A 23,779-nucleotide genomic window follows, 5' to 3' on the forward strand; every position below is an offset into this window, starting at 1 on the left:
GCGCGCCCTCGTGCGCGAGGCGCTGTATATGCCGGCCCTCGTCGCCGCACGTTTCAACCCGAACCTGAAGGCGGTGCACGACAGACTCCTTGCAGCAGGAAAACCGGCGAAGGTCGCGATCACCGCCGTCATGCGAAAGCTCCTCATCGTTGCGAACGCATTGTTGCGCGATCAGCGGATATGGACGCCAACGCTGGCTTGACCAACACGGATATTCTAGCGCCTGACCCCGGCGTTGGAAGGCCCTGCCGAGGGTCACATTGACCTTCCGCCGCCGCCCTCCTCGGGCCCGCCTCTCAAACCTCAGTCCTTACATGCGCGTCGGCGACCTCGGCGAGCCAGTATCCGCTGGCCCGAAGCCACTGCTTGGGATGACCGCGGATGTCGAGCACGTGTGCCCGCAACGCCTTGGTCACCCCCGCCTCGGCCGCGATCCAGACGAAGCCCTCGCCCTCCGGCCAGTCGAGCTTAGCCAGCGCATCGAGCAGCGGCTCCGGGTCGGCCGCGCGCTCCTCCGGCCGGTGCACCCAGTGCGCCCGATGGTCTCCGGCCGTGTCGAAGCGCTGCTCCTCCTCCGGGCCGGTCACGGCGACGAGCGTCAGCAGACGCGCGCCGGGAGCGGCCTCCTCGACCCGGCGGCCGATCGCGGGAAGCGCGGTCTCGTCTCCGATCATGAGCCACCAGTCGAAGCTGTCCGAGACGACGACGGAGCCCCGCGGCCCGCCGATCTCGAGCCCATCGCCAAGCTTCGCCTCCATCGCCCAGCGGGTCGCGGGACCGGCCTCGTGGATGGCGAAATCGAGCGCCAGGGTTCCCGCCTCCGCGTCATGGCGGCGTGGCGTGTAGTCGCGCCGCAGCGGCTCCGCTTCTCCCGGCAGGAAGAGCTTCACGTGATCGTCGAAGCCCGCGCTGGCGAAGCCCTCGAGCTCCGGACCTTCGAGCACCACGCGGACCATTCCGGGGGTAACGAGGCTGACCGTCCGAACGGTCAGCCGGCGTCGCCGCGTCGCGTGACGGAGCCGGACGATTTCATGCTTCATGCGCGCCTCTCACGAGGGACTGCTCCGCCCGGCACCCCGATGGCGCCGGATCGATCACGCTCCGACTTCCTCGGCCGTGATCTTGTACGAGAACGTGTCCGCGGCAAGCTCGTCGAAGCGTCCGGCGCGGTTCTCTCCCTGAGGATACATGAGAAACGGCAGCGGGCCGGCGGACGATCCGGGCAGGATCACGTCGCTCGCGGTGTTGTAGGCGATCCAGTTGCCTTCCCAGTTTCCGAACAGCGCGGCGTCCACCGGGGCGATCAGCGGGTTCTCCCGGTCCTTGATCCAGTCCTCGCGCTCCTGACGCATGACCTTGAGCACGTCGGCGGGGTCCATCGCGACCCAGCCGTAATCTTCGAGCCAGACCTCGGCGCGGCAATGCTGGGCGCCGGAAAGCTTCTCGGGGGTACCACCGAGCTGCTTGTAGTCGAACGCCGAAGGAGCGACGCGAACCCCGTAGACATCGCGCGCCGGAACTCCCGACGCGCGGGCGAGCCCGACGAAGAGTCCGTTGAGATCGGCGCATTTGCCGGCGTAGCCGGTCTGGGTCAGGACGGCGGCGATATCGCCCGGCCCGCAGCCGGGAACGGAAGGCTCGCGATGGCAGGTCGCGACGATCCAGTCGTAGATTGCCCGCACCTTCTCGACGTCGGTGGTCGCCCCGGCGGTGATCGAGCGCGCGGTTTTGAGAACCACCCCGTCGAGCGGCTTCATCCGGCTCGGAGCGAGCGCGGCCCGAAGAACGGCGGGATCTTCCTGGGCGGGAGTGTTCGCGGACCAGTCGATCACGCGATCGCGGGTCTCGACCGTGCTGATCAGCGTGAGCGTGGGCGCCGCCTCGTCGGCGGCGAAGGAGGCGCGAAGCATGCGGGCGCCGGAGGCCGGATCCGTCACGATCTCCGTCTTCATCGCGTTCCCGGACCAGCGGTCGTCGCGCGTCCTCTGCCAGTCCGTGGCGAGATCGGGCAGCGGCAGCCAGACCTGCGTCGCGCCCTGACCGGCGGGCGGGACGATCGTCGTCCTGAGCTCGAACGTCCGCCAGGCCGTGCGCGCGGGCGCGTAGACCCGAGCGCCCTCCGCGCGGAGGATGCCGGGCAACGCGGATGCGACCCCGGCGAGAAGGCCGAGCTTCAGAAAGCCGCGACGGCTGGAATAGGTCATGGAAATGCTCCTCCCCGATGATGTCGGGTACCATAGGCGCGCGCCCCCGCGCGCGCCATTGTCAGGCTGTCAGTCCGCGCTCAAAAACAGTGATCGTCAGCCGGCGTCCTGGAACACGCGCACGACATCCGGATCGACGCTCACGGTCACGCCGCGCCCGTCCTCCATGCGCGCGGCAGACATCGAGCGGGCGGCGAGATAGCCCTCGCCGATCCTCAGCCGGTATTCGACGTGGCTGCCGAGGAAGACGCGCTGTTCGACGCTGGCCGCGAAGCTGTTCGGGCCGTTCACGGGTCCGTCGCGCAGCTGGCCATGTTCCGGGCGGAACATGACCTTGACGGGCGCGCCCGTCGCCGTTGGCGCGTCCGCGACCGTGCCGAGAAGGCGTCCGACCGGGGTGTCGACCGCGAGATGGTTGCCCTCCCAGCCCGCGACGGTGCCGCTAAGCTCGTTCACGCAGCCGACGAAATCCGCGACGTATCGGGAATGCGGCTCGTTGAAGATCGCCTCCGGCTCGCCAAGCTGCGCGACCTCGCCCACCTGCATCACCGCGATGCGGTCCGCGAGCGCCGCGGCCTCGACCTGGTCGTGGGTGACGTAGATGGCCGTGAAGCCGAAGCGCCGCTGCATCGCGATGAGCTCGTCGCGAAGGCGCTCGCGCACCTTGGCGTCGAGGTTGGAGAGCGGCTCGTCGAAAAGGATGAGCCCATCGTTCGCAACCAGTGCGCGGGCGAGCGCGACGCGCTGCTGCTGGCCGCCGCTCATCTGGCCGGGGTACTTCAGCGCGTGCTGCTGGAGCCCGGTAAGGTCGAGGATCTTCCGGACGCGCTCGCGGACCTCCGCCTCGGGCACCTTGGAGACGCGCAGCGGATAGCCGACATTGTCGGCGACCGTCATGTGCGGCCAGAGCGCGTAGGACTGGAAAACCATGCTGAGATTGCGCTTCTCGGGCGGCAGGGAGAGGTTGTGCTCGGAGGAAAAAACCGTCTGGCCGCGCACCGTGATGGTGCCGGTCGTCGGCTGCTCAAGTCCCGCGACGGAGCGCAGCAGAGTCGTCTTGCCGCAGCCCGACGGCCCGAGGAGCACGAGAACCTCGCCCTCGTAGATGTCGATGTCGACGCCCTTGAGCGCGTGCACCGCGCCGTAGGCCTTGCTCAGATCGCGGATGCTTACCATGACCTTCCGGTCCTGGGCCGCGGCTGGCGGGATGTCTGCGGTGGTCATGCGGGACTCCGTGCTGGCGGATTGCCGTTGCGGAAGCACGGTAACCGTCGTTTCAGCTGCGATCGCCATCCTTGCTTCCTCCCTCTTCTTTGTAACCGCTCTCCGATTCCGGATCGGCGGGCATGCCGATCAATAGACGACCTTCTCCGCCGCCAATCGATCCATCTCCTCCTGCGACAGTCCGAGGCCGCCCCCGAGGATCTCCGCGTTGTCGGCCCCGATGAAGGGCGCCGAGCCGCGGATCCGCGTCGGGGTTTCGGAGAAGCGGTACGGCGCCGTTATCGTCCTGCGCCGCCCGAGTACCGGGTGATCGACCTCCTCCACCTGCCCGCGGGCGAGGACGTGGGGGTCATTGAAGAGATCCTCGGCCTTGAACGACGGCGTGGCGGGCACGCCCTCCGCCTGGAGCAGGCGCATGGCCTCCACATAGGTCTTGTCCGCCGTCCAGGCCGAGATGCGGGCGTCGAGCGCCGCCTCGTTCGCCTTGCGGTCCGGGGCCGTCGCGAAGCCCGGCTCGGCGGTCCAGTCCGGCGTACCGAGCGCGCGGACGAGGCCGCGCCACTCCTCCTCGTCGCCGACGGCGATCGAGACCCACTCGTCCTTGCCGGCGCAGCGGTAGACGCCGTGCGGCGCCATCCTGGGATCCGCGTTGCCGTGGCGCTTCGGGGAGCGGCCGTTCATCGCGAAGTCCATCATCTGGTCGCCGATCATCGAGTTGATGACCTCGCAGGACGACGAGTCGATGTAGGAGCCCTTGCCGGTCTGCTGGCGGAACCTGAGCGCGACGAGCGCGGCGAAGACGGCCGCGGTGCCCGCGCGGGCGTCGCCGCCCGAGTTCGTCATCGTGTTCGGCTTCTTCTCGGCATAGCCGGTCAGGTGCGAGACGCCGCCGACGCTGGTGAAGCACGGGTTGTAGGCGGCGTAGCGCCGCAGCGGCCCGGTCGCCCCGAAGCCCGAGAGCGACAGCATGATCAGATCGGGCTTCACCTTCACGAGCGCGTCGTAGTCGAGGCCGAGCTTCGTCATCACGCCCGGGCGCATGTTCTCGAGCACGATGTCCGCGGTCGCGACGAGCCGTTTCGCGAGGTCCCGCCCCTGCTCGGTGGTCAGGTTGAGCGTGACGCTCTTCTTGCCGAGGTTGACCTCGAAGAAGTTCGAATTGGCCTCGAGATTGTCCGCGGCGCCATGCCCGTGCTGCGCGCGCTGCTCGTCCGGTCGGGAGCGGGTCTCGACCTTGATCACCTCCGCGCCGAGCGAGGCGAGCTGCATCGTGCACCACGGCCCGGCGAGAACGTGGCCGAAATCGATGACGCGGATGCCCTGAAGTGCGTCCATGATCCCCTCCCTCAGACGGACTGGCGCGCCGGGGCGCGGTCACGAAGTTGGGCGAGCACCTCCTCGGTATGCTCCCCGAGCAGCGGCGCGCGCCGCTTCGCCGGCAAGTCAATGCCCACCGGCCGGGTCGGCTGGCCGATGTATTCGAGCGGGCCCGCCACCGGATGATCGATGGTGACGAAATGGCCGCGTTCGCGGAACTGCGCCAGCTTGAAGACACCCTCGGCCGTCAGGATCGGCGCCGCCGCCGAGCCTTCACGCTGGATCGCGTGGAAGAGCTCGTCCTGCGTCACGGTGCCGGCCCATTCGTTCAGGCGCGCCCGGAGTTCGGCGTAGTTGTCGGACCGGCCCTTCTGGGTATCGAACGGGGGCTTCATGCCCCATTCCGGCTCCCCCATCGCGCGCCAAAGCCCGAGCCACTGCTGCTGCGAGGACAGGATGACCACTGCGAACTCGCCGTCCGAGCACTGGACAAGGCTCTCGAGCAGGCGGCCCTTGCCGGTCCGGTTCGGGCTGACACCGTCGTCGATGAACCGCCGGAGCTGGGACCGCTCGAGCGCCATCATCGCGTGCTGGATGGACACGTCGATGTGCTGTCCGGTACCACTGGCGTCGCGCCAGAAGAGCGCGGCCAGCGTCGCCGTCGCGCCGGCCATGCCGCCGTCGAAGAAGCCGAGATACCCCGGCCCCTGGCAGGGCGGCACGTCGAGATTGATCGCCCACATCGGCAGCAGGTAGCCCTGCCCGCTCGCGTGGTAGAGGTTGAGGTGGCGCGCCTTGTAGTCCCTGTACGGCCCGACCTGCCCGAAGGGCGTGATCGAGGTCACGATCAGGTTCGGGTTCAGCGCCCGCAGATCCTCGTAGCCGAGGCCGAGCTTCGCGAGCTCGCCCGGCATTTGGTCCTCGATCAGCACGTCCGCGTCGCGGAGCAGCGCGCGCAGCGTGTCCCGACCCTCGTCCGTCTCGATGTCGAGCTCGACCGAGCGCTTGCCCGTGTTGAGGTAGAGAAAGGTCCCCGAGGCTTCCGGGTTCGGCACGTCGTCCTTGAACGGTCCGAGGTGGCGCGCGTCGTCGCCGCGACCCGGCCGTTCGATCTTGATCACGTCCGCGCCGAAGTCCGCGAGAAGCTTGCCGCAGTAGGGCCCGGCGACGAAATCGGCGAGCTCGATGACCTTGACGTTGAGCGTATCCATGGTCAGTCCGCCTTCGACGGCAGCTTCACGTGCACCTTCGCCTGCGTGTGCGTGTCGCCGTCCTGGTTCACCGCCCTGACGTCGAGCTCGACGAGGCGCCTGCCCTGGTCGTCGGTGAACTTGCGCGCGACGCTGCCCTTCACCCAGGTCGAGTCGCCGAAGAAGTTGAAGCGGCGGTCTTGGCTGTCCATCGACACCACGAAGCCGTCGTCGCCCATCCAGTCGGTGACGGGATGCACCAGCATCATCTCGTTGTGGATGCCGCCGGCGTTGGCGAGCGGCGAGCCGAACATCTGCGCGGCCCGGTCGGAATAGTGCCAGTCGCGGCGGAAGCGGTGCTCGCCGGTCAGCGGGTCGATCGGGTGGGTCTGCAGGTGGCCCCGCATCGCGGCCCACTTGATCGCGAAGGCGTAGACGTAGCAGGAGACCACCGTCCGGGCCGAGCTGTCGCAGACATCGTAGATGCCCTTGGCGATCGTCGGCAGTTCCTCGCCCTCGACGACGTCCTCCCAGTAGCGGATCTTCGCGCCGCGGCGCTTGGTGCCGGCGAGCTGGGCGTCGAAGTCGTCGTGGATCTCCTTGAGCTCCGCCTCGGAATACTTCCGGTAGTCCTTGCCCGCGTACTTGGCGCCGACCTTCGATTCCTTGCCGCCTTCCTTGGCCTTGCGCTTCGAGGGCGGCGTCGCGAGGTAGATGTTGCGCCCCGTGGCGACTGCGATCGTCTCGTCGCGCTGGTTGACGAAGTAGCGCGGCACGCTCTCGATGAACATCCGGTAGGGCTTGCCCTCGACCTTCTTCTCCTCGAAGCCCGCGTACTTGTCGTAGACGTGGAACTCGTCGCCCGGGCGGAACGGCGCGAAGTATTCGTGCTTGTTGCCGGCGGCGAGGCGGCCGACGCCGGGCACGCGCAGGCGCCCGCCAAAGGACGATCCGAAGGCGATGCAGCTCTCGTAGAGGGGCGGCGCGATGATGCCGCCCCAGCGCGTGCTCTGCGCATAGGTCCGGTTGCGCCAGATCGGATTCGGGTCGCCGATCGCGTCGGCGAAGTGGCGGATCAGATCCTCGGTGACGAGCGCGTTCAGCACGCCGCGCTCGTACTCGTTGTCCATGATGTCGTGGACGGGAACCGGCAGCTTGAGCTCGCCGCGGCCTTCGTTGAACTGCGCGATCAGCTTGTCGAGGCGCTCGTTCCACTCACCGTCGGACAGGTGGTCCCAATCGCGATCCTGCGCCTGGACGTTCATGATGCGCCTCCCCTCGGATGCTCGGCGCCTGTGCCTTGGGCGCTCTGTGTTGATCAATATTGTCTAACAATACCGATGTGCCTAATGATTCGTCAACCCGCCGGATGCGCGGACGCGCCCATGCTCACAAATCCGCACCGACACCTAACCATCGCGGAACGCGCGGGTTCGTCCCGTCCGGCTAAGACCCATCCCATCCAAGAAGGAGGACGCCATGGCCAACCGTCATGTTATCGAAACGCGGTCCGGAGTCGCGGCGGAGCCGAGGTCGCCGGGTCGGCGACGGTTCTTCGTCGGCGCCGCCAGTCTGGCCGCCGGCGCGGTCGCGGCGGGCGCCACTGGCTGGGCCGCCGAAGCGGCGGAAGCGCCGCTCACGATCGCCGAGGGCGGGCGCGGCCCGACGCGGCTTCACCCGTCCTTCGTCAAGGACGTGGGACTGCTGACGGACCTCAACAAGACCAACCAGGGCGGTGCCTGGTGGAACTTCGACACCTACATCACCCCGGTCGAACAGTTCTACATCCGCAACGAGTATCCGACGCCGCGCGCCGAGATCGACCGGCGCGTCGACCCGCGCCACTGGCGGCTCAGGATCCACGGCGACGCGGTCGAGCGCCCGCTGGAAATTACCTACGACGACCTGCTCCGCATGCCGTCCCGCTCGATCATGAGCGTCATGCAATGCGCCGGAAACGGGCGAACGCTGTTCTGGGAGCAGGAGGGCATGACCGCCGAGCCCACCAAGGTTGGCGGCAACGGCTGGGGGCTTGGCGGCGTCGGGATGGCGGAATGGCAGTACGTCCCGATGAGCCACATCCTCGGGCTCGTCGGGCTGAGGCCGAACGCCAAGGCGTGCCTCTTCTGGTCCGGGGTAGACGGCAAGGCCCCGAACACCGAGTCCGACACCGGGCGCCCACTCCCGGTCCGCGAGCTGATCGAGCGGGGCGATGACATCGGCCTCGCGTTCAAGATGAACGGCATGCCCCTGCCTCCCGACCACGGAGCGCCGGTCCGCGCGCTGGTGCCGGGCTGGTGCGGCGGCGCCTCGACCAAGTGGCTGACCGAGATCAAGATCGCCTCGCACGACTTCTGGGTGCGGCTGAACACGCTCGGGCATTCCAACATCGGCCCCGATTATACGCCGCCGATCCCCGCGCCCGACGACGAGTTCCGCTTCGTCACGCCGAAGGACGTGGTGGGGGTTCCGGTGACCTGGCACGTGGCCCGCTCCATGCTGACCATCCCCCTCGTGCTCGAACGGCAGCCCGACATGCCGGGCAACTATCCGCTGGCCCGGGGCGAATGGCCTGCGATGCCCGCCGGTCCCCAGACGCTGCGCGGCTATGCCTGGGCGCCCCGGTACGGCGTCGAGCGCGTGGACGCGCGGGTGAACGGCGGCGAGTGGCAGGCGGCGCGGATCATCGACGTGGAGCCGAACCGCTATTCCTGGGTCCGTTTCGAGCTCCCGTTCGCGCCGCTGCCGGGCGAGTACCTGATCGAGACCCGCGTGACGGACCGGAACGGCGGGGTCCAGCCGGTATCCGTGCCCTACAACAAGGGCGGCTACGACTATGGCGCGATTCCGATCTTCAAGGCGCGGTTCGCCTGACCGGCCCGGCGGCGGGCATCCATCCCGCCGCCCCGCCCGCCGATCGGCGGACGGCTCATACGTTTCCGCGCCGCAGAAAGGCGAGCACGGCATCCGTGAACGGACCCGGCGCCTCCTCGGGGACCGCGTGTCCGCAGGGGAGCGCGGCGCCCGCGACGTCGAGCGCCTTCTCGCGCCAGGTCCCAAGCACGTCGTAGGACTGGCCGACGACCCCGAGCGCGCCCCAGAGCGCGAGCAGCGGCGCGGTGACGCGGGCTTCCGCGTCGGCGGCGTCGTGGACCAGGTCGATCCCGGCCGCGGCGCGATAGTCCTCGCAGATCGCGTGGATGGTCCTCGGATCACGGTAGCAGCGCAGGTACTCGGCGAAGGCCTCGGGTTCGACGGCGCCCGGCGTCGCCGACTGCCCGGCCAAGTGTCGCCGGAGGAAGTACTCCGGGTCATATCCGATCATCCGCTCGGGCAGATCGAACGGCTGGATCAGGAAGAACCACCAGAAATAGCGGGTCGCGAAAGCCTTGTCGGTGCGCGCGTACATCGTCGCCGTCGGAGCGATATCGACGACGACGAGACGCTCGACCGCCTCCGGATGGTCGAGGGCCATCCGGTGGGCGACGCGACCTCCACGATCGTGTCCGACCACCGCGAACCGGTCGAAGCCGAGCTCCCGCATCAGCGCGACCTGATCGCGGGCCATCGCGCGTTTCGAATAGTCGAGGTTGTCTGGACCGCCGGCGGGCTTGTCGCTGTCTCCGTAGCCGCGGAGATCGGCCGCGACCACCGTGTACCCCGCCGCGACGAGCCGCGGCGCGACCTTGCGCCAGACGACGAGCGTCTGCGGATGTCCGTGCAGCAGCAGCACCGGCGGTCCCTCGCCGGCGACGGCCGCCCGGATCGTCACCTCCCCAGCGTCGACGCGGCGGATGTCGAAACCGGGCATCAGGGCCGAGAGCGCGTCCATGGCGGTCACTCCGGGACATGGGTGGCGGAAGAGGAAGGAGTCGAACCTACCGGAGACGCGAGGCGCCTCCCACCGGATTTGAAGTCCGGGCGCCCCACCGGGGACGTTGCTCTTCCGGGAACGAGCGGTAGCGCGAGGGTGTCCGCGCTGTCAACGCGGCCAGCGGCGCCGCGGGCTGGGTTATCACAGAGTTCGAGCGCCCCTTCACGAAGCCGATGCGGCGGGACGCGGGCCTAGCCTCTATTGATCCTGCCAAGGCGCCCAAGGGGGCGCGGGTGAGATCGGGGAGGCAAGAGGATGCGGAATTTCGATGTCGTCGTGATCGGTCAGGGCTACGCGGGGCTGATGGCCGCCAGGCTCGCCGCCGAGCGGGGCCTCAGCACCGCCAATGTCGAGGCGATGTTCGCGGGCGGGCTGGTGATGAGCATCAACGAACTCGAGCCTTCGCCCGATGCCGGCGCGGAGGGCGGCGGCGATCTGACCAGCACGATCGCGATGGAGAACATGGATCGCGGCATCGAGACCATATCGAGCCCGGTCGCCGCCGTCGAGCGGAACGGGACCGGCTGGAAGGTTCGCACCGACGAGGGCGAGCTGGGCGCGAAGAACGTCATCGTGGCCTCGGGGGCGCGCCTGCGCAAGCTCGGCGTGCCGGGCGAGGAGGAATTCTTCGGCCGCGGCGTCTCGGAATGCGCCGATTGCGACGGCCCGATGTATGGCGGCGCCACCTGCGTCGTGGTCGGAGGCGGGGATTCCGCGTTTCAGGAAGCCCTCGCGCTCACCCATTACGCCGAGAGCGTGAAGATCCTGCTGCGCGGGGCGGCGCCCCGGGCGCGCACCGACCTCGTGGAGCGCGTGGCCCGGGAGCCGAAGATCAGCGTGATCACCGGCACGGAGGTCCGCGAGGTCGTCGGTGATGCGAGCGGCGTGACGGGCGTGCGGGTCGCGAACGGGTTGGGCGAGGAGACGCTACCCTGCGCCGGTGTCTTCGTGTTCGTCGGCCTCGACCCGGTCAGCGGATTCCTTCCAGGAGAGGTCGAGCGCGACGCGAGCGGCGCCGTGCTCGCGGACGCGGCTGGCCGCGCCACCCTGCCCGGGCTCTTCGCCATCGGCGCCGTCCGGGCGGGCTTCGGCGGCCTCCTGACCGACGCGGCCGATGACGCCGCCCGCGCCGTGGCCGGGATCGCATGACCTCGCAGGGAAGCTCCGTGACGTGACCGACGCCGTCTCGCCGCTCGCGCCGTTCCGCAACCGGCTCTATCTCGCCTACTGGCTCACCGGCCTGATGGCGAATTTCGGCTGGCTGATCCAGATGGTCGGGGCATCGTGGCTCATGACCTCGATCGGCGGATCGCCGGAGATGGTGGCGCTCGTCCAGACCAGCGTGGCGCTTCCGACGATGCTCTTCTCGCTCGCCGCGGGCGCGATGGCCGACAACTTCGGCCGGCGGACGATGATCCTCGTATCGCAGTCCTTCCTGCTGGTGATCTCGTCGGTGCTCGCCTTCCTGTCCTGGGCGGGATGGGTCAATCCGTGGATGCTGCTCTGCTTCACCTTCCTGATCGGCAGCGGCAAGGCGCTGAACAATCCGGCCTGGCAGACCTACGTCACCGAGTTCATGCCGCGCGAAGACCTGCCGGAGGCGATCGCCGCGAACAGCGTCGGCTTCAACCTCGCGCGCAGCGTCGGGCCGGCCATCGGGGGCGCGATCGTCGCCTCCGTCGGCGCCTTCGCCGCCTTCGCGGTCAACGCGGTCAGCAACATCGGCATGATCGTCGTGATGCTGGGCCGCGGGACAACCGCCTCCGCGTCCGATCTGCCGCCGGAGCGGGTCGGCAGCGCCATGCTCGCGGGCATCCGCTACGTCGCCATGTCGCCGCATCTGCTCGTCGTCATGGTCCGCGGCGCGGTCTTCAACTTCGCCGCGATCTCGGTCATGGCGCTGCTGCCGCTCGTCGCCCGCGATCTGGTCGAGGGCGGCCCCCGCACCTACGGCATCCTGCTCGGCGGCTTCGGGGTTGGGGCGGTGATCGGCGCCCTCGCCGGGGCGCGTCTGCGCCACATGATGTCGCTCGAATGGCTGGTCAGGACCGGATTTCTCGCCTTCGCCGTGGCGGTGGCGGTGATCGCGACGAGCAGCGTCGCGCCGCTCAGCATCCTGGCGTCGGCCTGTGCCGGGGCGAGCTGGTTGCTGACGCTCTCGACGTTCAACACGACGGTGCAGATGACCTCGCCGCGCTGGGTCGTGAGCCGGGCGCACGCGCTTTACCAGGCCGCCTCCTTCGGCGGGAACGCGCTCGGAAGCTGGGTCTGGGGAATGCTCGCCGCGAGCTACGGGATACCGACGTCGCTCCTCGCCGCGGCGGCGGTCCTCGTCTTCGGCGCGGGCCTCGGCCTAGGGCTTCGCCTGCGCGAACTCGGACCGCTCGGCCTCGATCCGTCGGGCCGCTGGGTCGCGCCAAGGGGCGCGGCGGACCTGCGGCCGCGCAGCGGGCCGATCCTGACCTCCATCGAGTACCGGATCGCGCCGGAGGACATCGACGCCTTTCTTCGGATCATGGCCGAGCGGCGGCGCAGCCGGGCGCGGGATGGCGCGCGCGCCTGGAGCCTCGCGCGTGACATGGACGATTCCGAGATCTGGACCGAGCGCTACCAGACACCGACCTGGCTCGACACCCAGCGGTTCCACAGCCGCCGCACGCAGGCGGACGCGGAGCTTTCGGACAGGCTCAAGGCGCTGCACGGCGGGCAGGCGCCGACGATCCGTCACGAGATCGAGCGCCAGCCCGGCAGGCCGGCGCCCGACTGGACCGGCCTCGCCGACCACTGATCCGCGGGGGACGCCTCAGACGGGCTCCGCGGCGAAGATCGCAGCCAGATCGCCGCGCTGGAAGCCGGCCCCGCTCGCCTCCTCGAGCCGGTCGAGATTGCGGGCGACCATGGCAGCGCCGCGCTCGGTCGCCCAGAACACCGGACCCCCTTCCCATTTCGGGAAGCCGTAGCCGTTGGTCAGCACCACGTCGACGTCGCTGGCGCGCGGGGCGACGCCCTCGCCGAGCAGCAGGCATGCCTCGTTCACCATCGCGAGCAGCGCGCGCTCGACGATCTCCTCGGCCGCGATCGCCCGGGGCACGATGCCCTTCTCCGCCCGCGCGGCGTCGATGATCGCCACCGTGGCGGGATCCGGCTGGCGCTTGCCGTCCTCGTAGCGGTAATAGCCTGCGCCGGTCTTCCGGCCGAGGCGCCCGGCCTCGCAGAGCCGGTCGGGGATCGTCACGTAACGGTGCGACGGATCGCGGCTCGCCGCGGTGCTCTGGCGCATGCGCCAGGCGATGTCGAGGCCCGACATGTCCCCGACCGCGAACGGGCCCATAGCGAAGCCGAAGCCCTCGAGCGCGGCGTCGACCTCGGCCGGCGAGGCGCCCTCCTCGAGCAGGAACTCGCACTGGCGGCGGTAGGCCGCGTAGATCCGGTTGCCGATGAAGCCGAAGGCGTTCCCCGACACCACGGAGACCTTGCCGAGCCTGCGCCCGAGCGCGAGCCCGGTCGCGAGCGTGTCCGGCGCGGTCTTCGCGCCCCGCACGACTTCGAGCAGGCGCATGACGTTCGCCGGGCTGAAGAAGTGCAGGCCGACCACGTCCTCGGGACGGCTCGTCGCGGCGGCGATCGCGTCGAGGTCGAGATAGGAGGTGTTGGAGGCGAGCACCGCGCCTGGGCGGGCGACCGCGTCGAGACGCTTGAAGACCTCGCGCTTCACGTCGAGGTCCTCGAAGACCGCCTCGATGACGAGATCGACCTCGCCGAGGCTGTCCCAGTCGAGCGTCGGGGTAAGCCGCCCCTCACGCGCGGCGGCCGCCTCCGCCGTCAGCGCGCCCCTGGCGACCCGCCCCGCGTAGAAGTCGCTGATCCGCGCCCGCCCGCGGTCGAGCGCGGCCGCGTCCTGCTCGACGAGCGTCACCGGCAGCCCCGCGTCGAGCGAGGAGATCGCGATTCCGGTGCCCATGGTGCCCGCGCCCAGCACGGCTACCCTCGCGAGGGGCCGCGGCTTCGCGTCAAGCCCGGGCAACTTCGCCGCCTCGCGCTCCGCGAAGAACTGGTGGCGCAGCGCCCGCGCCTCGCGCGAGGTCCGCAATTCCTGGAACGCGGCGCGCTCGGCCGCCAGCCCCTCGTCGATCGGCGTCTCCGCCGCGACGGTGATGGCCGCGATGGCCGCGCGCACCGCCGGCCGGCCGCGGCCCGCCTTGAGCGCGGCGGCGGCGGCGGCCTCGATCGCCTCGGGGGACGCGTCGGGCACCGGCCGGTCGCGGAGCCGGTTCTTCCCGATCATGGCGCGCGCATGGGCGACGGCCGCCGCGCGCAGCTCCGCCGGCGCGACCGCGTCGATCATCCCGAGCGCCAGCGCCTCCTCGGTGCCGATCCGCGCGCCCTTGCAGACGAGTTCGACCGCCTTCGGGATCCCGGTCAAGCGCGGCAGCCGCTGCGTGCCGCCCGCGCCCGGGATGATCCCGAGCGTGACTTCGGGGAGCCCGACCTTGGTCTCCGCGAGGGCGACGCGGGCATCGCAGCCGAGCGCGATCTCGAAGCCGCCGCCGAGCGCCGCGCCATGCAGCGCGGCGACCACCGGCTTCGCACAGGCCTCGATCGCGGCGATCACGGCCGGGTTCTGCGGATCGGCGAGCGGCTGGCCGAACTCTTTCAGGTCCGCCCCCGCGATGAAGGTGGACCCCGCGCCGATCAGCACGACCGCGTTGACCGCGGGATCCGCAGCGGCGGCTTCGACCGCCGCGAGAATGCCGGCGCGCACGCTGAGCGAACTCGCGTTGATCGGCGGATTGTCGATCACCACGACCGCGACGTCGCCCTCGGGTTCGACCCGCACTACGTCGGCCACCCCTTATGCTCCCGCCTTGGCGCGCCGGGCCTCCGCGGCCGCGGCGAAGGCGCGGACCGAGGCCTGGTGCTCCTCGCTCGTGTAGCATATGCCCTGCGCGGCGCTGCCCTTGGCGAAGACGTCCTCGAGGCTCAGTTCGAAGCTTTGGTCGAGGATGGATTTTCCGAGCGCGAGCGCGGTCGGCGAATTCGCCGCGATCTCGGCGGCGAAGGCCCGCGCCTCCGCAACGTGGTCGTCGCAGAGGCGATCGGCGATCCCGAGCGAGACCGCCTCATCGGCGGCGACCTGGCGCCCGGTGAAGATCAGTTCCTTCGCCTTCGCGAGCCCGATCCGCCGCGGCAGGAAGTACATGCCGCCGCCGTCCGGGATCAGCCCGCGCTTGATGTAGCCCCAGGAGAAGGCCGCGTCCTTCGCGGCGAAGACGAAGTCGCAGGCGAGCGCCGTGTCGGCGCCGAGGCCGGCGGCCGGGCCATGGACCGCGGCGATGGTCGGGACCGAGAGCGTGTGCAGCAGGACCTGCGCGTGATGCACCTGCTGCTGGCGCCGCCAGCCGGCGAAGCCGACGGTGCCGAGCGGCTCGCGCAGCCGCTTCTCCATCCCGGCGACGTCGCCGCCGGCGCAGAAGCTCTTGCCGCGACCCGCGAGGACGAGCGCGCGCACGCACCCGTCGCGGGCGACGCGCTCGAGCCCGTGCACCAGATCGGCGCGCAGGGCGTCGTTCAGCGCGTTGCGCTTGTCGGGGCGGTTGAGGAACAGGGTGGCGACGCCATCCGCGATCTCGAGTTCGACCAGTCCGCTTTCCATGGCAGGCTCCTTAAAGAACGGCGGCCGCGATGCCGTCGAGGTAGCGTTCGGCGTCGAGCGCCGCCTCGCAGCCCGAACCGGCGCTGGTTACCGCCTGGCGGTAGATGTGGTCCTGGACGTCGCCGGCGGCGAAGACGCCCGGAATGCTGGTCTGGGTAGCATTGCCGCGCCGCCCGCCTTGAGTGATGATGTAGCCGTTCTCCATCTCGACCTGCCCCGCGAAAAGGTCGGTGTTCGGCTTGTGGCCGATGGCGATGAAGACGCCCTTCAGCGTCACGTCCTCGGTTCCGCCGTTCGCAACGTCGGCGAGGCGCAGCCCGGTAACGCCGCCCTCGTCGCCGAGCACCTCGTCGACGGTGCGGTTCCACTTCAGCGTCACCTTGCCGGCCTTCGCCTTCTCGAAGAGCTTGTCGTGCAGGATCTTCTCGCCGCGCAGCGAGTCGCGCCGATGCACCAGCGTCACGTGGTTGGCGATGTTGGCGAGATAGAGCGCCTCCTCGACGGCGGTGTTGCCGCCGCCCACCACCGCGACGTCCTGGTCCTTGAAGAAGAAGCCGTCGCAGGTGGCGCAGGCCGAGACGCCCTTGCCCATCATCGCCTGCTCCGAGGGCAGGCCGAGATACTGCGCCGAGGCGCCGGTCGCGATGATCAGCGCGTCGCAGGTGTATTCGCCGTAATCGCCGACGAGGCGCAACGGCCGCTCCGACAGCTTCGCCTCCGAGATGTGGTCGAGCGCGTATTCGACGCCGAACCGCTCGCCGTGGCGCTGGAAACGCTCCATCAGGTCGGGCCCCTGCACGCCGTCCGCGTCCGCCGGCCAGTTGTCGACATCGGTCGTGGTCATGAGCTGGCCCCCGCTCTCGAGGCCGGTGATGACGAGCGGCTGGAGGTTGGCGCGGGCGGCGTAGATCGCGGCGGTGTGGCCTGCCGGGCCGGAGCCGAGGATGATCAGGCGGGAATGGCGAGTGGTCATGGATGCCTCGTTGAAAATCTGGGCCGCGAAATCGCGCGGCGGTTCGGCGCCAACTTAATCCGCGGCGGCGAAGCCGCAATTTCCGGTTCGTGGCGCGGCGCTGCCTTCGCGTGATGGGTCAGGCGCGCTCCAGCGCGATGGCGATCCCCTGGCCGACGCCGATGCACATCGTCGACAGGGAGCGCCGCCCGCCCGTCAGCGACAGCTGGAGCGCCGCGGTTCCGGTGATCCGCGCCCCCGACATGCCGAGCGGATGACCGAGCGCGATCGCGCCGCCATTCGGGTTCACCCTCGGATCGTCGTCCGCGACGCCCAGACGGCGCAGCGTCGCGAGCCCCTGGCTCGCGAAGGCCTCGTTGAGCTCGATGACATCGAAATCATGCGGCTTGAGGCCGAGCCGCGCCATCAGCTTCTCGGAGGCGGGCGCGGGTCCGATCCCCATGATCCGGGGCGGAACGCCGGCGGTCGCGCCACCGAGGATGCGCGCGACCGGCGTGAGGCCGTGGCGCTCGGCCGCCGCCGCCGAGGCGATGATCAGCGCCGCGGCGCCGTCGTTGACGCCGCTCGCATTGCCCGCCGTGACGCTCCCGCCCTCGCGAAACGGCGCCCGCAGCTTCGCGAGCGTCTCGATCGTCGTGGCGCGCGGGTGCTCGTCGCGGTCGACGATCTTCGGGTCGCCCTTGCGCTGGGGAATCGTCACGGCGGTGATCTCGCGCGCGAGGCGTCCGTTCTCCTGCGCGGCGGCCGCCTTGTTCTGCGAGCGCGCCGCGAAGGCGTCCTGATCGGCGCGGGACACCTGGAATTCCTCGGCGACGTTCTCGCCGGTCTCCGGCATGGAATCGACGCCGTACTGCGCCTTCATCAGCGGGTTGACGAACCGCCAGCCGATCGTGGTGTCATGGATCTCGTTGGCGCGGGAATAGGCGCTCTCGGCTTTGGGCATCACGAACGGTGCGCGCGACATGCTCTCGACGCCGCCCGCGATCACGAGCTCCGCCTCTCCCGCGCGAATCGCGCGGGCGGCGGTCATCACGGCGTCCATGCCGGAGCCGCACAGTCGGTTGATGGTGGTTCCGGGTACGGTCACCGGCAACCCCGCGAGCAGGAGCGACATCCGCGCCACGTTGCGGTTGTCCTCGCCGGCCTGGTTGGCGCAGCCGAAGACCACCTCGTCCACCCCTTCCCAGTCCAGCCCGGAATGGCGCTCCATCAGCGCCCTGAGCGGCACGGCGCCGAGATCGTCGGCGCGCACGGGGGCGAGAGCGCCGCCGAAGCGGCCGATCGGCGTGCGGACATAGTCGCAGATGAAGGCATCGGTCATGACAGGTCGACCTCCGGGAAGATAGTGGTGAGTTCGAGAAGCTGGGCGCGGAAAGCCTCCGCGTCGTCGAGGCAGCGCAGATCCAGCACGACCGCGTCGCGTTCGATCCGCCCGATCACGGGGATCGGCAGCCGGCGCAGCGCGCTCGCCAGACGCTCGGCGCGGCCGCCTGGCGCGGGAGCACGGAGCGCGACGCTCTCGAAGGTTTCGAGCGGCAGCGCGCCCGAGCCGACCTGCGCCTCGGTGTCGACGACCGCGACCTCGGCGCCGAGCGCGGCGGCGAGGCTCGGCCGCAGGTCCTCGGCGAGGGCGCGGAGCTCCGCGACCGTCCGCGCGAAGGTCCGGATCGTCGGCAGTGTCTCGGCGAGCCGCTCGGTATGGCGGTAAAGGCGCAGGGTCGCTTCCAGCGCGGCGAGGCGCACCTTGTCGAGCCGCAGCGCGCGCTTGAGCGGGTGGGCGGCGCAGGCCCGGACCAGATCGCGGCGGCCGGCGATGAACCCCGCCTGCGGCCCACCGAGCAGCTTGTCGCCGGAGAAGGTGACGAGATCCGCGCCGTCGGCCAGCGCCTCCTGAACCGTGCGCTCGCGCGCGACGCCCCAGCGCGAGAGATCCACGAGCACGCCGGAGCCGAGGTCGTCGACGAGCGGGAGCCCCGCGTTCCGTGCGATCGCCGCGAGCTCGGCCCCCGCGACCTCGGTGGTGAAGCCCATGACGCGGTAGTTCGAGGTGTGGACCTTCAGGATCAGCGCCGTTTCCGGTCCGATCGCGGCCCGGTAATCGCGCGGATGGGTCCGGTTGGTGGTGCCGACCTCGCGCAGCCGCGTGCCCGCGCTCGCCATCACGTCCGGCATCCGGAACGAGCCGCCGATCTCGATCAGCTCGCCGCGCGAGACGATGGTCTCGCGTCCCTGGGCGAGCGCGGCGAGCACGAGCAGCACGGCGGAGGCGTTGTTGTTGACGACGCAGGCGTCCTCGGCCCCAGTGATCTCGGCGACCAGCCGCTGCGCCGGCTCGTCGCGCTGGCCGCGCCGGCCGGCATCGAGATCGTATTCGAGCGACAGCGGGTGGCGCATGGCCGTGGTGGCCGCCTCGACCGCCGCCTCGGCGTAGAGCGCCCGCCCGAGATTGGTGTGGAGCACCGTGCCCGTCAGGTTGAAGACGCGGCGCGCCCCGGACCGCTCGGCCCCGGCGAGCGCCGCGCCCGCGGCCTCCGCGACGAAGAGGCCGGCATCGACGCGCGCCGGTCCGGGCTCGCCGCCCCGCAGCCGCAGGCGCAGCGCGTCGAGCTCGGTCCGGATCGCGCGGCGCGTCGCCGCCTGGCCGTGGCGCGCGATGAGCGACTGGCCCGTCGGCGTGCGCAGCGCCTCGTCGACGGAGGGAAGCGTGCGAAGGTCAGACACCGGAGGCTCCTCCCTTCCCGGTATTCGCCGCCACGGCGAAGGTCAGGCAGCCCGGCGCGGGATGCGGGTAGCTTCGGCCCTCGCCGCGCAGCAGGCCGTCCGCCCCGAGGGGGAACACGCGCACCTCCCGGCTGGTGACCGCGGCGACGAGGAAGTGACGGCCATCGGGCGAAATGGCCGCGCCCCTGGCGTTGCCGACGCCGAGCGGCTGGGTGGCGAGCGGGCGCAGGGTCCCGTCCTCGGCGACGGCGTGGATGGCCACGACCTCCGCGCCCCGGACGAGGGTGTAGAGGAAGCGCCCGTCGGGGTGGAGGATCAGGTCGGACTGCATCCCCTCCGCGTGCTCCGGGAGCCGCGTTTCCTGGACGAGATCCAGAGCGTCGTCGCCCACCCGGTAGAGGTGGAGGATCGGGGCGGTCTCGAAATTGACGTAGAGAAGCGGTCGCGCGGGATGGAACACGCAATAGCGCGGCGAACTGCCCGGTGGCGCGGGCAGGCTCGCCTTCCGCTCGAGCGCGCCGGCCGCGCGGTCGATGCCGAAAAGGTGGAGTCGGTCGGCCCCCTTGTCGCAGACCACGAACAGATCCCGGTCGGGAGCGCGCACGACCGAATGGAGCTGCGGGTGGGTCTGCGCCGGAAGCGCGCCATGCCCCTCGTGGCGGAACAGGTCAGAGGGAGGCTCGATGGCGCCGGCCCCGTCGAGCGGGAAAAGGACCGTCGCCGCTTCGTCATAGTCGAGCACGACGCGGAAGCGGCCATCGTCGCCGCGCTCGGCGCGGGTCACCGGCGTATGGCCGGTGTGATTGGCGAGCAGAAGATAGTCGCCCTCCGCCGAAAGGGCGGTGTAGGCGGGCAGCGTGCCGAAGCTCGGCTGTCGCGACGCTTCGGAAATCCCGCCCGAGTCCATGTCCAGGTGGAAGGCGATGACCTGTCCCCCGCCTCCGAGATGGTGGCCGGGCAGCGTCAATGCCTCGTGGACGACGTAGAGCAGGTGGCGTTCGGCGTCCCAGGTGATCGCGCCGACGCTGACTTCCCCGGCCGCCGCGCCGATCGGCTCCAGCTCGCCGGTGTCCGGGTCGAAGCGGTGAATGTCGAGCCCGTGGCGGCCCGGAGAAGCCTTCTCCCAGGAAGAAGGACCCTTGCGCCGGTTGCCGACGCACAGCAATGGCTGTGAAATCCCCATGCGCGTCCCTACCCTGTCCGCTGACTTGCTGTCAGCGCTTGCAATTTTGTTAGACAATCTTGTTCAACATGTCGAGCGAAAAACCCACCCGGCGAGGAGGTCTTCGAATTGACAGCGTATTCCCTGTCCGTCAGATCTCCTCTCGGGGGAGGCCAATGGACAATCACGCACCCACCGGGCGTGGAGCTTCGTTGCTGGATCTGGGCGACCAGCTTCAGAACCTGCGAATGTTCCTCTTCGCCGCCGACGCGCAGAGCATCGCCGGCGCGGCCAAGCAGCTCTACAAGTCGCCCTCGGCGATCACCCGGTCGATCATGGAGCTCGAGAAGGTCGTCGGCGTCCAGCTGCTCGAGCGCAATTCGCGCGGCATCCTGCCGAACGCCTACGGCGACGTCGTGCTGGCGCGGAGCCGCCGGATCGAGGCGGAGCTCGGACAGGCGGCGGAGGACCTCGCCACGCCGAGGAGCCAGGGGACACCCCCCTCTCCCAGCGCGATCAGCCATTTCCTGTTCAACGGCCGCAAGCTCAGGCTGCTGATCCATCTCGCCGACAGCCGCAAGATATCGACCGCGGCGGCCCGCCTCGACATCAGCCAGTCGGGCGCGAGCATGGCGCTGTCGCGGATCGAGGCGGCGGTCGGCGAGCCGCTCTTTCACCGCGGAATGCACGGGATGATCGCGACCGAGATGGCCGACGGCTTGGTGATGCGTGCGAAGCGGGTGTTCGCCGAACTCCGGCACATGCTCTCGGAAATATCGATGCTGTCGGGCAGCCTCGCGGGCAGCGTGGTGGCGGGGACGCTTCCGCTCGGGCGGACCTATGTGCTGCCGATGGCGATCGCCGCGACGCTGGAGCGCTACCCGGGCATCCGCGTGACGACGATCGAGAATCACTTTGAGCAACTCGTCACCGATCTCCGGAGCGGCGAGATCGACGCCGTTCTCGGCGTTCCGCGCGACGAGAGCCAGCGACAGGGTCTGAGCGTCGAGCCGCTCTTCCTCGAAGGGCTCCGGGTGATCGCCCGCGCGGGCCATCCGATCTTCGAGCGCGGCGCGATCACGCTCGCTGATCTCGGCGCGGAACGCTGGGTGCTCCCCTGGTCGAACTCGCTCAGTCATCGCCTGATCGAGGAGGCCTTCCGGCTCGAGGGGCTGGAGCCGCCGGTCGCCTCGGTCGAATCGGCCGACCTTCAGGTCATGCGCCAGCTCCTGCTTTCGAGCGACATGCTGGCGATCGCATCTCCCCGGCAGCTGAGCTACGAGCTGCGCTCGGGGCTCTTCCTCGAGGTGCCGGTCGCGTTGCGCGGGACGGAGCGGGAGGTCGCGCTGATGACGCGCGAGGGCGCCATGCTGTCGCCGGCCGCGCTCGCGGTGCTCGATGCGATCCGCGAGCAGGCGACGGCCGATCCCCGGCGGATGGAGTTGCTCGTGCCCGACTGACGGCCTCATCGCCGTGACCGTCTCCGGGCCGGGGTTCTCGCCGCGAAGGCGAGATCGGACAGGCCGCGCTCGAGCTCGGCCGCGCGGCGCAGGATCACTCCGTGGTTTGCCTGGACGGCGCGGGCATCGCCGCGGCGGCGGGTCACTCCTACCCGGTCGAAGAACTCGAGCACCTCGATGACGAGGTTGCGGCCGATTCCCGCGGCGTCGCGCATGTCGGCGGCGGTGAAGCCGGCCTCGCCCTTCCGCTCGGTCAGGGACGCGGCGACGTCGGCGAGGCGGGCAACCTCGGCGCGGGGAAGCATACGCTCGGCGCCGACGCGCCAGATGTCGCCGGTCCCGCGCATGCGCGCGAAGAGGCCGCGGGTCTCGGTCTCGGGCAGGTCGATCTCCTTCGCGATCTCCGCCGTGGTGAACGGCTTGCCGCCGCGCGCGTCGGCGGCGGCCAGAACCTTGTGCCACAGCGCGACATCGGCGTTGCCGCGGGCCGGAATGTGTCCGGGCATGCGCGCGTAGGATCCGCCGGAGGCGATCTCGCGCCGGTCGACCATCTCGCGGCGAAGCGCCTGGCGGGCGGCCGGCGACAGCGGGGTGGCGAGATGGGCGTCGAGTTCGGCGATGGGCAGGCCGTTCGCCTCGGGGTGGTCGCGGTGATAGGTCTTGACCGCCGCGACGATCTCGGCGCGGGCGGCTTCGACGCGGGCGGCGTCGATCGCCCGGGTCTTGCCCATGATGACCGCGCCGGCCGCGCGAACGAGCGCTGCGACGGCATCGGCGCGGAGATTGAAGCGACGCTCGAACATCGGCACGTCGACCTCGTGCCCCGGGATCGCGAGCAGCGCGGCGAGCGCGGCGGCCGGATCGGCGTTTTCGAGCGCCGCCCATACCTGTTCGCGCTGAGCCACGTGACGACGTCCTCCGCTCACGACCGGGTCGACGACGACGCCCCCGCCGAGGGTGGTCCGGCCCGCCTGGTCGCGGATCACGAAGCGGTCGCCCGTCACGGCGAGCGTGGGTTCGCCGAGCACCAGCTGGACGAGGGCCGAGGATCCCGGTCCGATCGCCGCGCCGCCGGGGATCAGCACGCGCGCGGGGATCGCCGCCGTCCCGATATGGAGGTGAACGGAGCCGTTGTGGCGCAGCGCCTCGCCGTCGGGAATGATGCGCAGGCGCGCGGCGAGGCGGCGGGTCGGCTGATCCATGCCCGGAACCACGAGCCAGTCGCCGCGATGGACATGGTCGAGATCGAGGCCGGCGAGGGCTATGGCGGCGCGCTGGCTGGGCTCGATCGCGGCGACGCTCGCCCCGGCGGACTGGAGCCCGCGGACGCGGACCTCGATCCCCTCGGGCGCGAGGATCAGCCGGGCACCGGGGGCGAGCGCGGCGTCCCGCGCCGTCCCGGTCACGACGGTGCCGGTTCCGGTGACCGAGAAGGCGCGGTCGATGGCGAGCCGGAAGGTCCTCCCCGTGTCGGGAGCCGGCGCCTCGGCGCGCGCCGCTTCGACGAGAAAGGCCGCGAGCGGCTCCACCCCCGCCCCGACGGTCGCCGCGACCTCGAAGACCGGCGCGCCGGCGAGCGCCGTCCGGGCGACCAGGGCCGTGACCTCGTCGCGAACGGCGGCGACCCGTCCCTCGTCCACGCGATCGGTCTTGGTGATCGCGACCGCGGCGCGCGGCGCGCCGAGCAGATCGAGGATCGCCAGATGCTCGCGCGTCTGCGGCATGACGCCGTCGTCCGCGGCGACCACGAGAAGGGCCAGATCGACGCGGGTGACGCCCGCGAGCATGTTGCGCACGAATTTCTCGTGACCGGGCACGTCGACGAAGCCGATGGTCAGCCCGGGTTCCGGCCGCCAGTAGGCGAAGCCGAGATCGATCGAGATGCCCCGGGACTTCTCCTCGGGCAGGCGGTCGGTCTCGACGCCGGTCAGCGCGCGCACCAGCGTGGTCTTGCCGTGATCGATATGTCCGGCCGTCGCGACGAGCATGCCTTCCCCCTCC

18 protein-coding genes, 1 tRNA gene and 1 pseudogene are annotated in these 23,779 nt (G+C 70.3%); 5 read left to right on the forward strand and 15 right to left on the reverse strand.

What is annotated here, in order from left to right:
• Positions 1-202, forward strand: a pseudogene (locus tag FJM51_RS19825) (IS110 family transposase); the annotation flags it as partial.
• 94 nt (positions 203-296) lie between these two features.
• On the opposite strand, the gene FJM51_RS19830 reads toward FJM51_RS19825, so the two are convergent.
• From FJM51_RS19830 to FJM51_RS19855, 6 genes are all read right to left on the reverse strand, one after another.
• The gene (locus FJM51_RS19830; RefSeq protein ID WP_140455876.1) at positions 297-1,040 is read right to left on the reverse strand and encodes a siderophore-interacting protein; all 744 of its coding nucleotides are present in this window, start codon (positions 1,038-1,040) and stop codon (positions 297-299) included.
• A gap of 54 nt (positions 1,041-1,094) precedes the next feature.
• The gene (locus FJM51_RS19835) at positions 1,095-2,204 is read right to left on the reverse strand and encodes a transglutaminase-like domain-containing protein (RefSeq protein ID WP_140455877.1); all 1,110 of its coding nucleotides are present in this window, start codon (positions 2,202-2,204) and stop codon (positions 1,095-1,097) included.
• A 96-nt stretch (positions 2,205-2,300) separates the two neighbouring features.
• Positions 2,301-3,428: an ABC transporter ATP-binding protein gene (locus FJM51_RS19840; protein ID WP_181164657.1), complete on the reverse strand. Its 1,128-nt coding sequence runs from the start codon at positions 3,426-3,428 to the stop codon at positions 2,301-2,303.
• 129 nt (positions 3,429-3,557) lie between these two features.
• Positions 3,558-4,763: a CaiB/BaiF CoA transferase family protein gene (locus FJM51_RS19845; RefSeq protein ID WP_140455879.1), complete on the reverse strand. Its 1,206-nt coding sequence runs from the start codon at positions 4,761-4,763 to the stop codon at positions 3,558-3,560.
• Between the two features lie 11 nt (positions 4,764-4,774).
• On the reverse strand, positions 4,775-5,956 hold the full coding sequence (locus FJM51_RS19850; protein WP_140455880.1) for a CaiB/BaiF CoA transferase family protein: 1,182 nt from the start codon (positions 5,954-5,956) through the stop codon (positions 4,775-4,777).
• A 2-nt stretch (positions 5,957-5,958) separates the two neighbouring features.
• The gene (locus FJM51_RS19855) at positions 5,959-7,200 is read right to left on the reverse strand and encodes an FAS1-like dehydratase domain-containing protein (RefSeq protein WP_140455881.1); all 1,242 of its coding nucleotides are present in this window, start codon (positions 7,198-7,200) and stop codon (positions 5,959-5,961) included.
• 214 nt (positions 7,201-7,414) lie between these two features.
• Between FJM51_RS19855 and FJM51_RS19860 the strand changes: the two genes are divergently transcribed.
• Positions 7,415-8,809, forward strand: a complete 1,395-nt coding sequence (locus FJM51_RS19860; RefSeq protein WP_140455882.1) for a molybdopterin-dependent oxidoreductase — start codon at positions 7,415-7,417, stop codon at positions 8,807-8,809.
• 55 nt (positions 8,810-8,864) lie between these two features.
• On the opposite strand, the gene FJM51_RS19865 is transcribed toward FJM51_RS19860, so the two are convergent.
• A complete protein-coding gene (locus tag FJM51_RS19865) occupies positions 8,865-9,767 on the reverse strand; it encodes an alpha/beta fold hydrolase (RefSeq protein ID WP_140455883.1) in 903 nt (300 codons plus the stop codon).
• Between the two features lie 22 nt (positions 9,768-9,789).
• Positions 9,790-9,883 (reverse strand) — tRNA-Sec (locus FJM51_RS23915).
• Between the two features lie 181 nt (positions 9,884-10,064).
• On the opposite strand from FJM51_RS23915, the gene FJM51_RS19870 reads away from it, so the two are divergent.
• Both FJM51_RS19870 and FJM51_RS19875 read left to right on the forward strand, forming a co-directional pair.
• Entirely contained in the window at positions 10,065-10,958 is an 894-nt protein-coding gene (locus FJM51_RS19870) for an NAD(P)/FAD-dependent oxidoreductase (protein WP_140455884.1), read from the forward strand.
• A 22-nt stretch (positions 10,959-10,980) separates the two neighbouring features.
• Positions 10,981-12,597 carry an MFS transporter gene (locus FJM51_RS19875; protein WP_140455885.1) on the forward strand — a complete coding sequence of 539 codons (1,617 nt, stop codon included), beginning with the start codon at positions 10,981-10,983 and terminating at the stop codon, positions 12,595-12,597.
• 15 nt (positions 12,598-12,612) lie between these two features.
• On the opposite strand, the gene FJM51_RS19880 is transcribed toward FJM51_RS19875, so the two are convergent.
• From FJM51_RS19880 to FJM51_RS19905, 6 genes are all read right to left on the reverse strand, one after another.
• Complete coding sequence (locus FJM51_RS19880) at positions 12,613-14,658, reverse strand: 3-hydroxyacyl-CoA dehydrogenase NAD-binding domain-containing protein (RefSeq protein ID WP_140455886.1); 2,046 nt, start codon at positions 14,656-14,658, stop codon at positions 12,613-12,615.
• Between the two features lie 3 nt (positions 14,659-14,661).
• The gene (locus FJM51_RS19885) at positions 14,662-15,462 is read right to left on the reverse strand and encodes an enoyl-CoA hydratase/isomerase family protein (protein WP_140455887.1); all 801 of its coding nucleotides are present in this window, start codon (positions 15,460-15,462) and stop codon (positions 14,662-14,664) included.
• Between the two features lie 10 nt (positions 15,463-15,472).
• Complete coding sequence (gene trxB / locus FJM51_RS19890) at positions 15,473-16,435, reverse strand: thioredoxin-disulfide reductase (protein WP_140455888.1); 963 nt, start codon at positions 16,433-16,435, stop codon at positions 15,473-15,475.
• Between the two features lie 118 nt (positions 16,436-16,553).
• On the reverse strand, positions 16,554-17,756 hold the full coding sequence (pcaF, locus tag FJM51_RS19895; protein ID WP_140455889.1) for a 3-oxoadipyl-CoA thiolase: 1,203 nt from the start codon (positions 17,754-17,756) through the stop codon (positions 16,554-16,556).
• Positions 17,753-19,156 carry an L-seryl-tRNA(Sec) selenium transferase gene (gene selA, locus FJM51_RS19900; RefSeq protein WP_140455890.1) on the reverse strand — a complete coding sequence of 468 codons (1,404 nt, stop codon included), beginning with the start codon at positions 19,154-19,156 and terminating at the stop codon, positions 17,753-17,755. Before selA ends, pcaF begins: the two co-directional genes overlap by 4 nt.
• A complete protein-coding gene (locus tag FJM51_RS19905; protein WP_140455891.1) occupies positions 19,149-20,339 on the reverse strand; it encodes a lactonase family protein in 1,191 nt (396 codons plus the stop codon). Before FJM51_RS19905 ends, selA begins: the two co-directional genes overlap by 8 nt.
• Before the next feature lie 191 nt (positions 20,340-20,530).
• Here FJM51_RS19905 and FJM51_RS19910 point away from each other — a divergent pair, with 191 nt between their 5' ends.
• Positions 20,531-21,778, forward strand: a complete 1,248-nt coding sequence (locus FJM51_RS19910) for a LysR family transcriptional regulator (protein WP_181164658.1) — start codon at positions 20,531-20,533, stop codon at positions 21,776-21,778.
• Between the two features lie 5 nt (positions 21,779-21,783).
• Here the strand turns inward: FJM51_RS19910 and selB are convergent, their stop codons facing one another.
• Entirely contained in the window at positions 21,784-23,766 is a 1,983-nt protein-coding gene (gene selB, locus FJM51_RS19915) for a selenocysteine-specific translation elongation factor (protein ID WP_140455893.1), read from the reverse strand.
• Positions 23,767-23,779 lie beyond the last annotated feature (13 nt).

Source organism: Amaricoccus solimangrovi (assembly GCF_006385685.1).
Lineage (GTDB): Bacteria > Pseudomonadota > Alphaproteobacteria > Rhodobacterales > Rhodobacteraceae > Amaricoccus > Amaricoccus solimangrovi.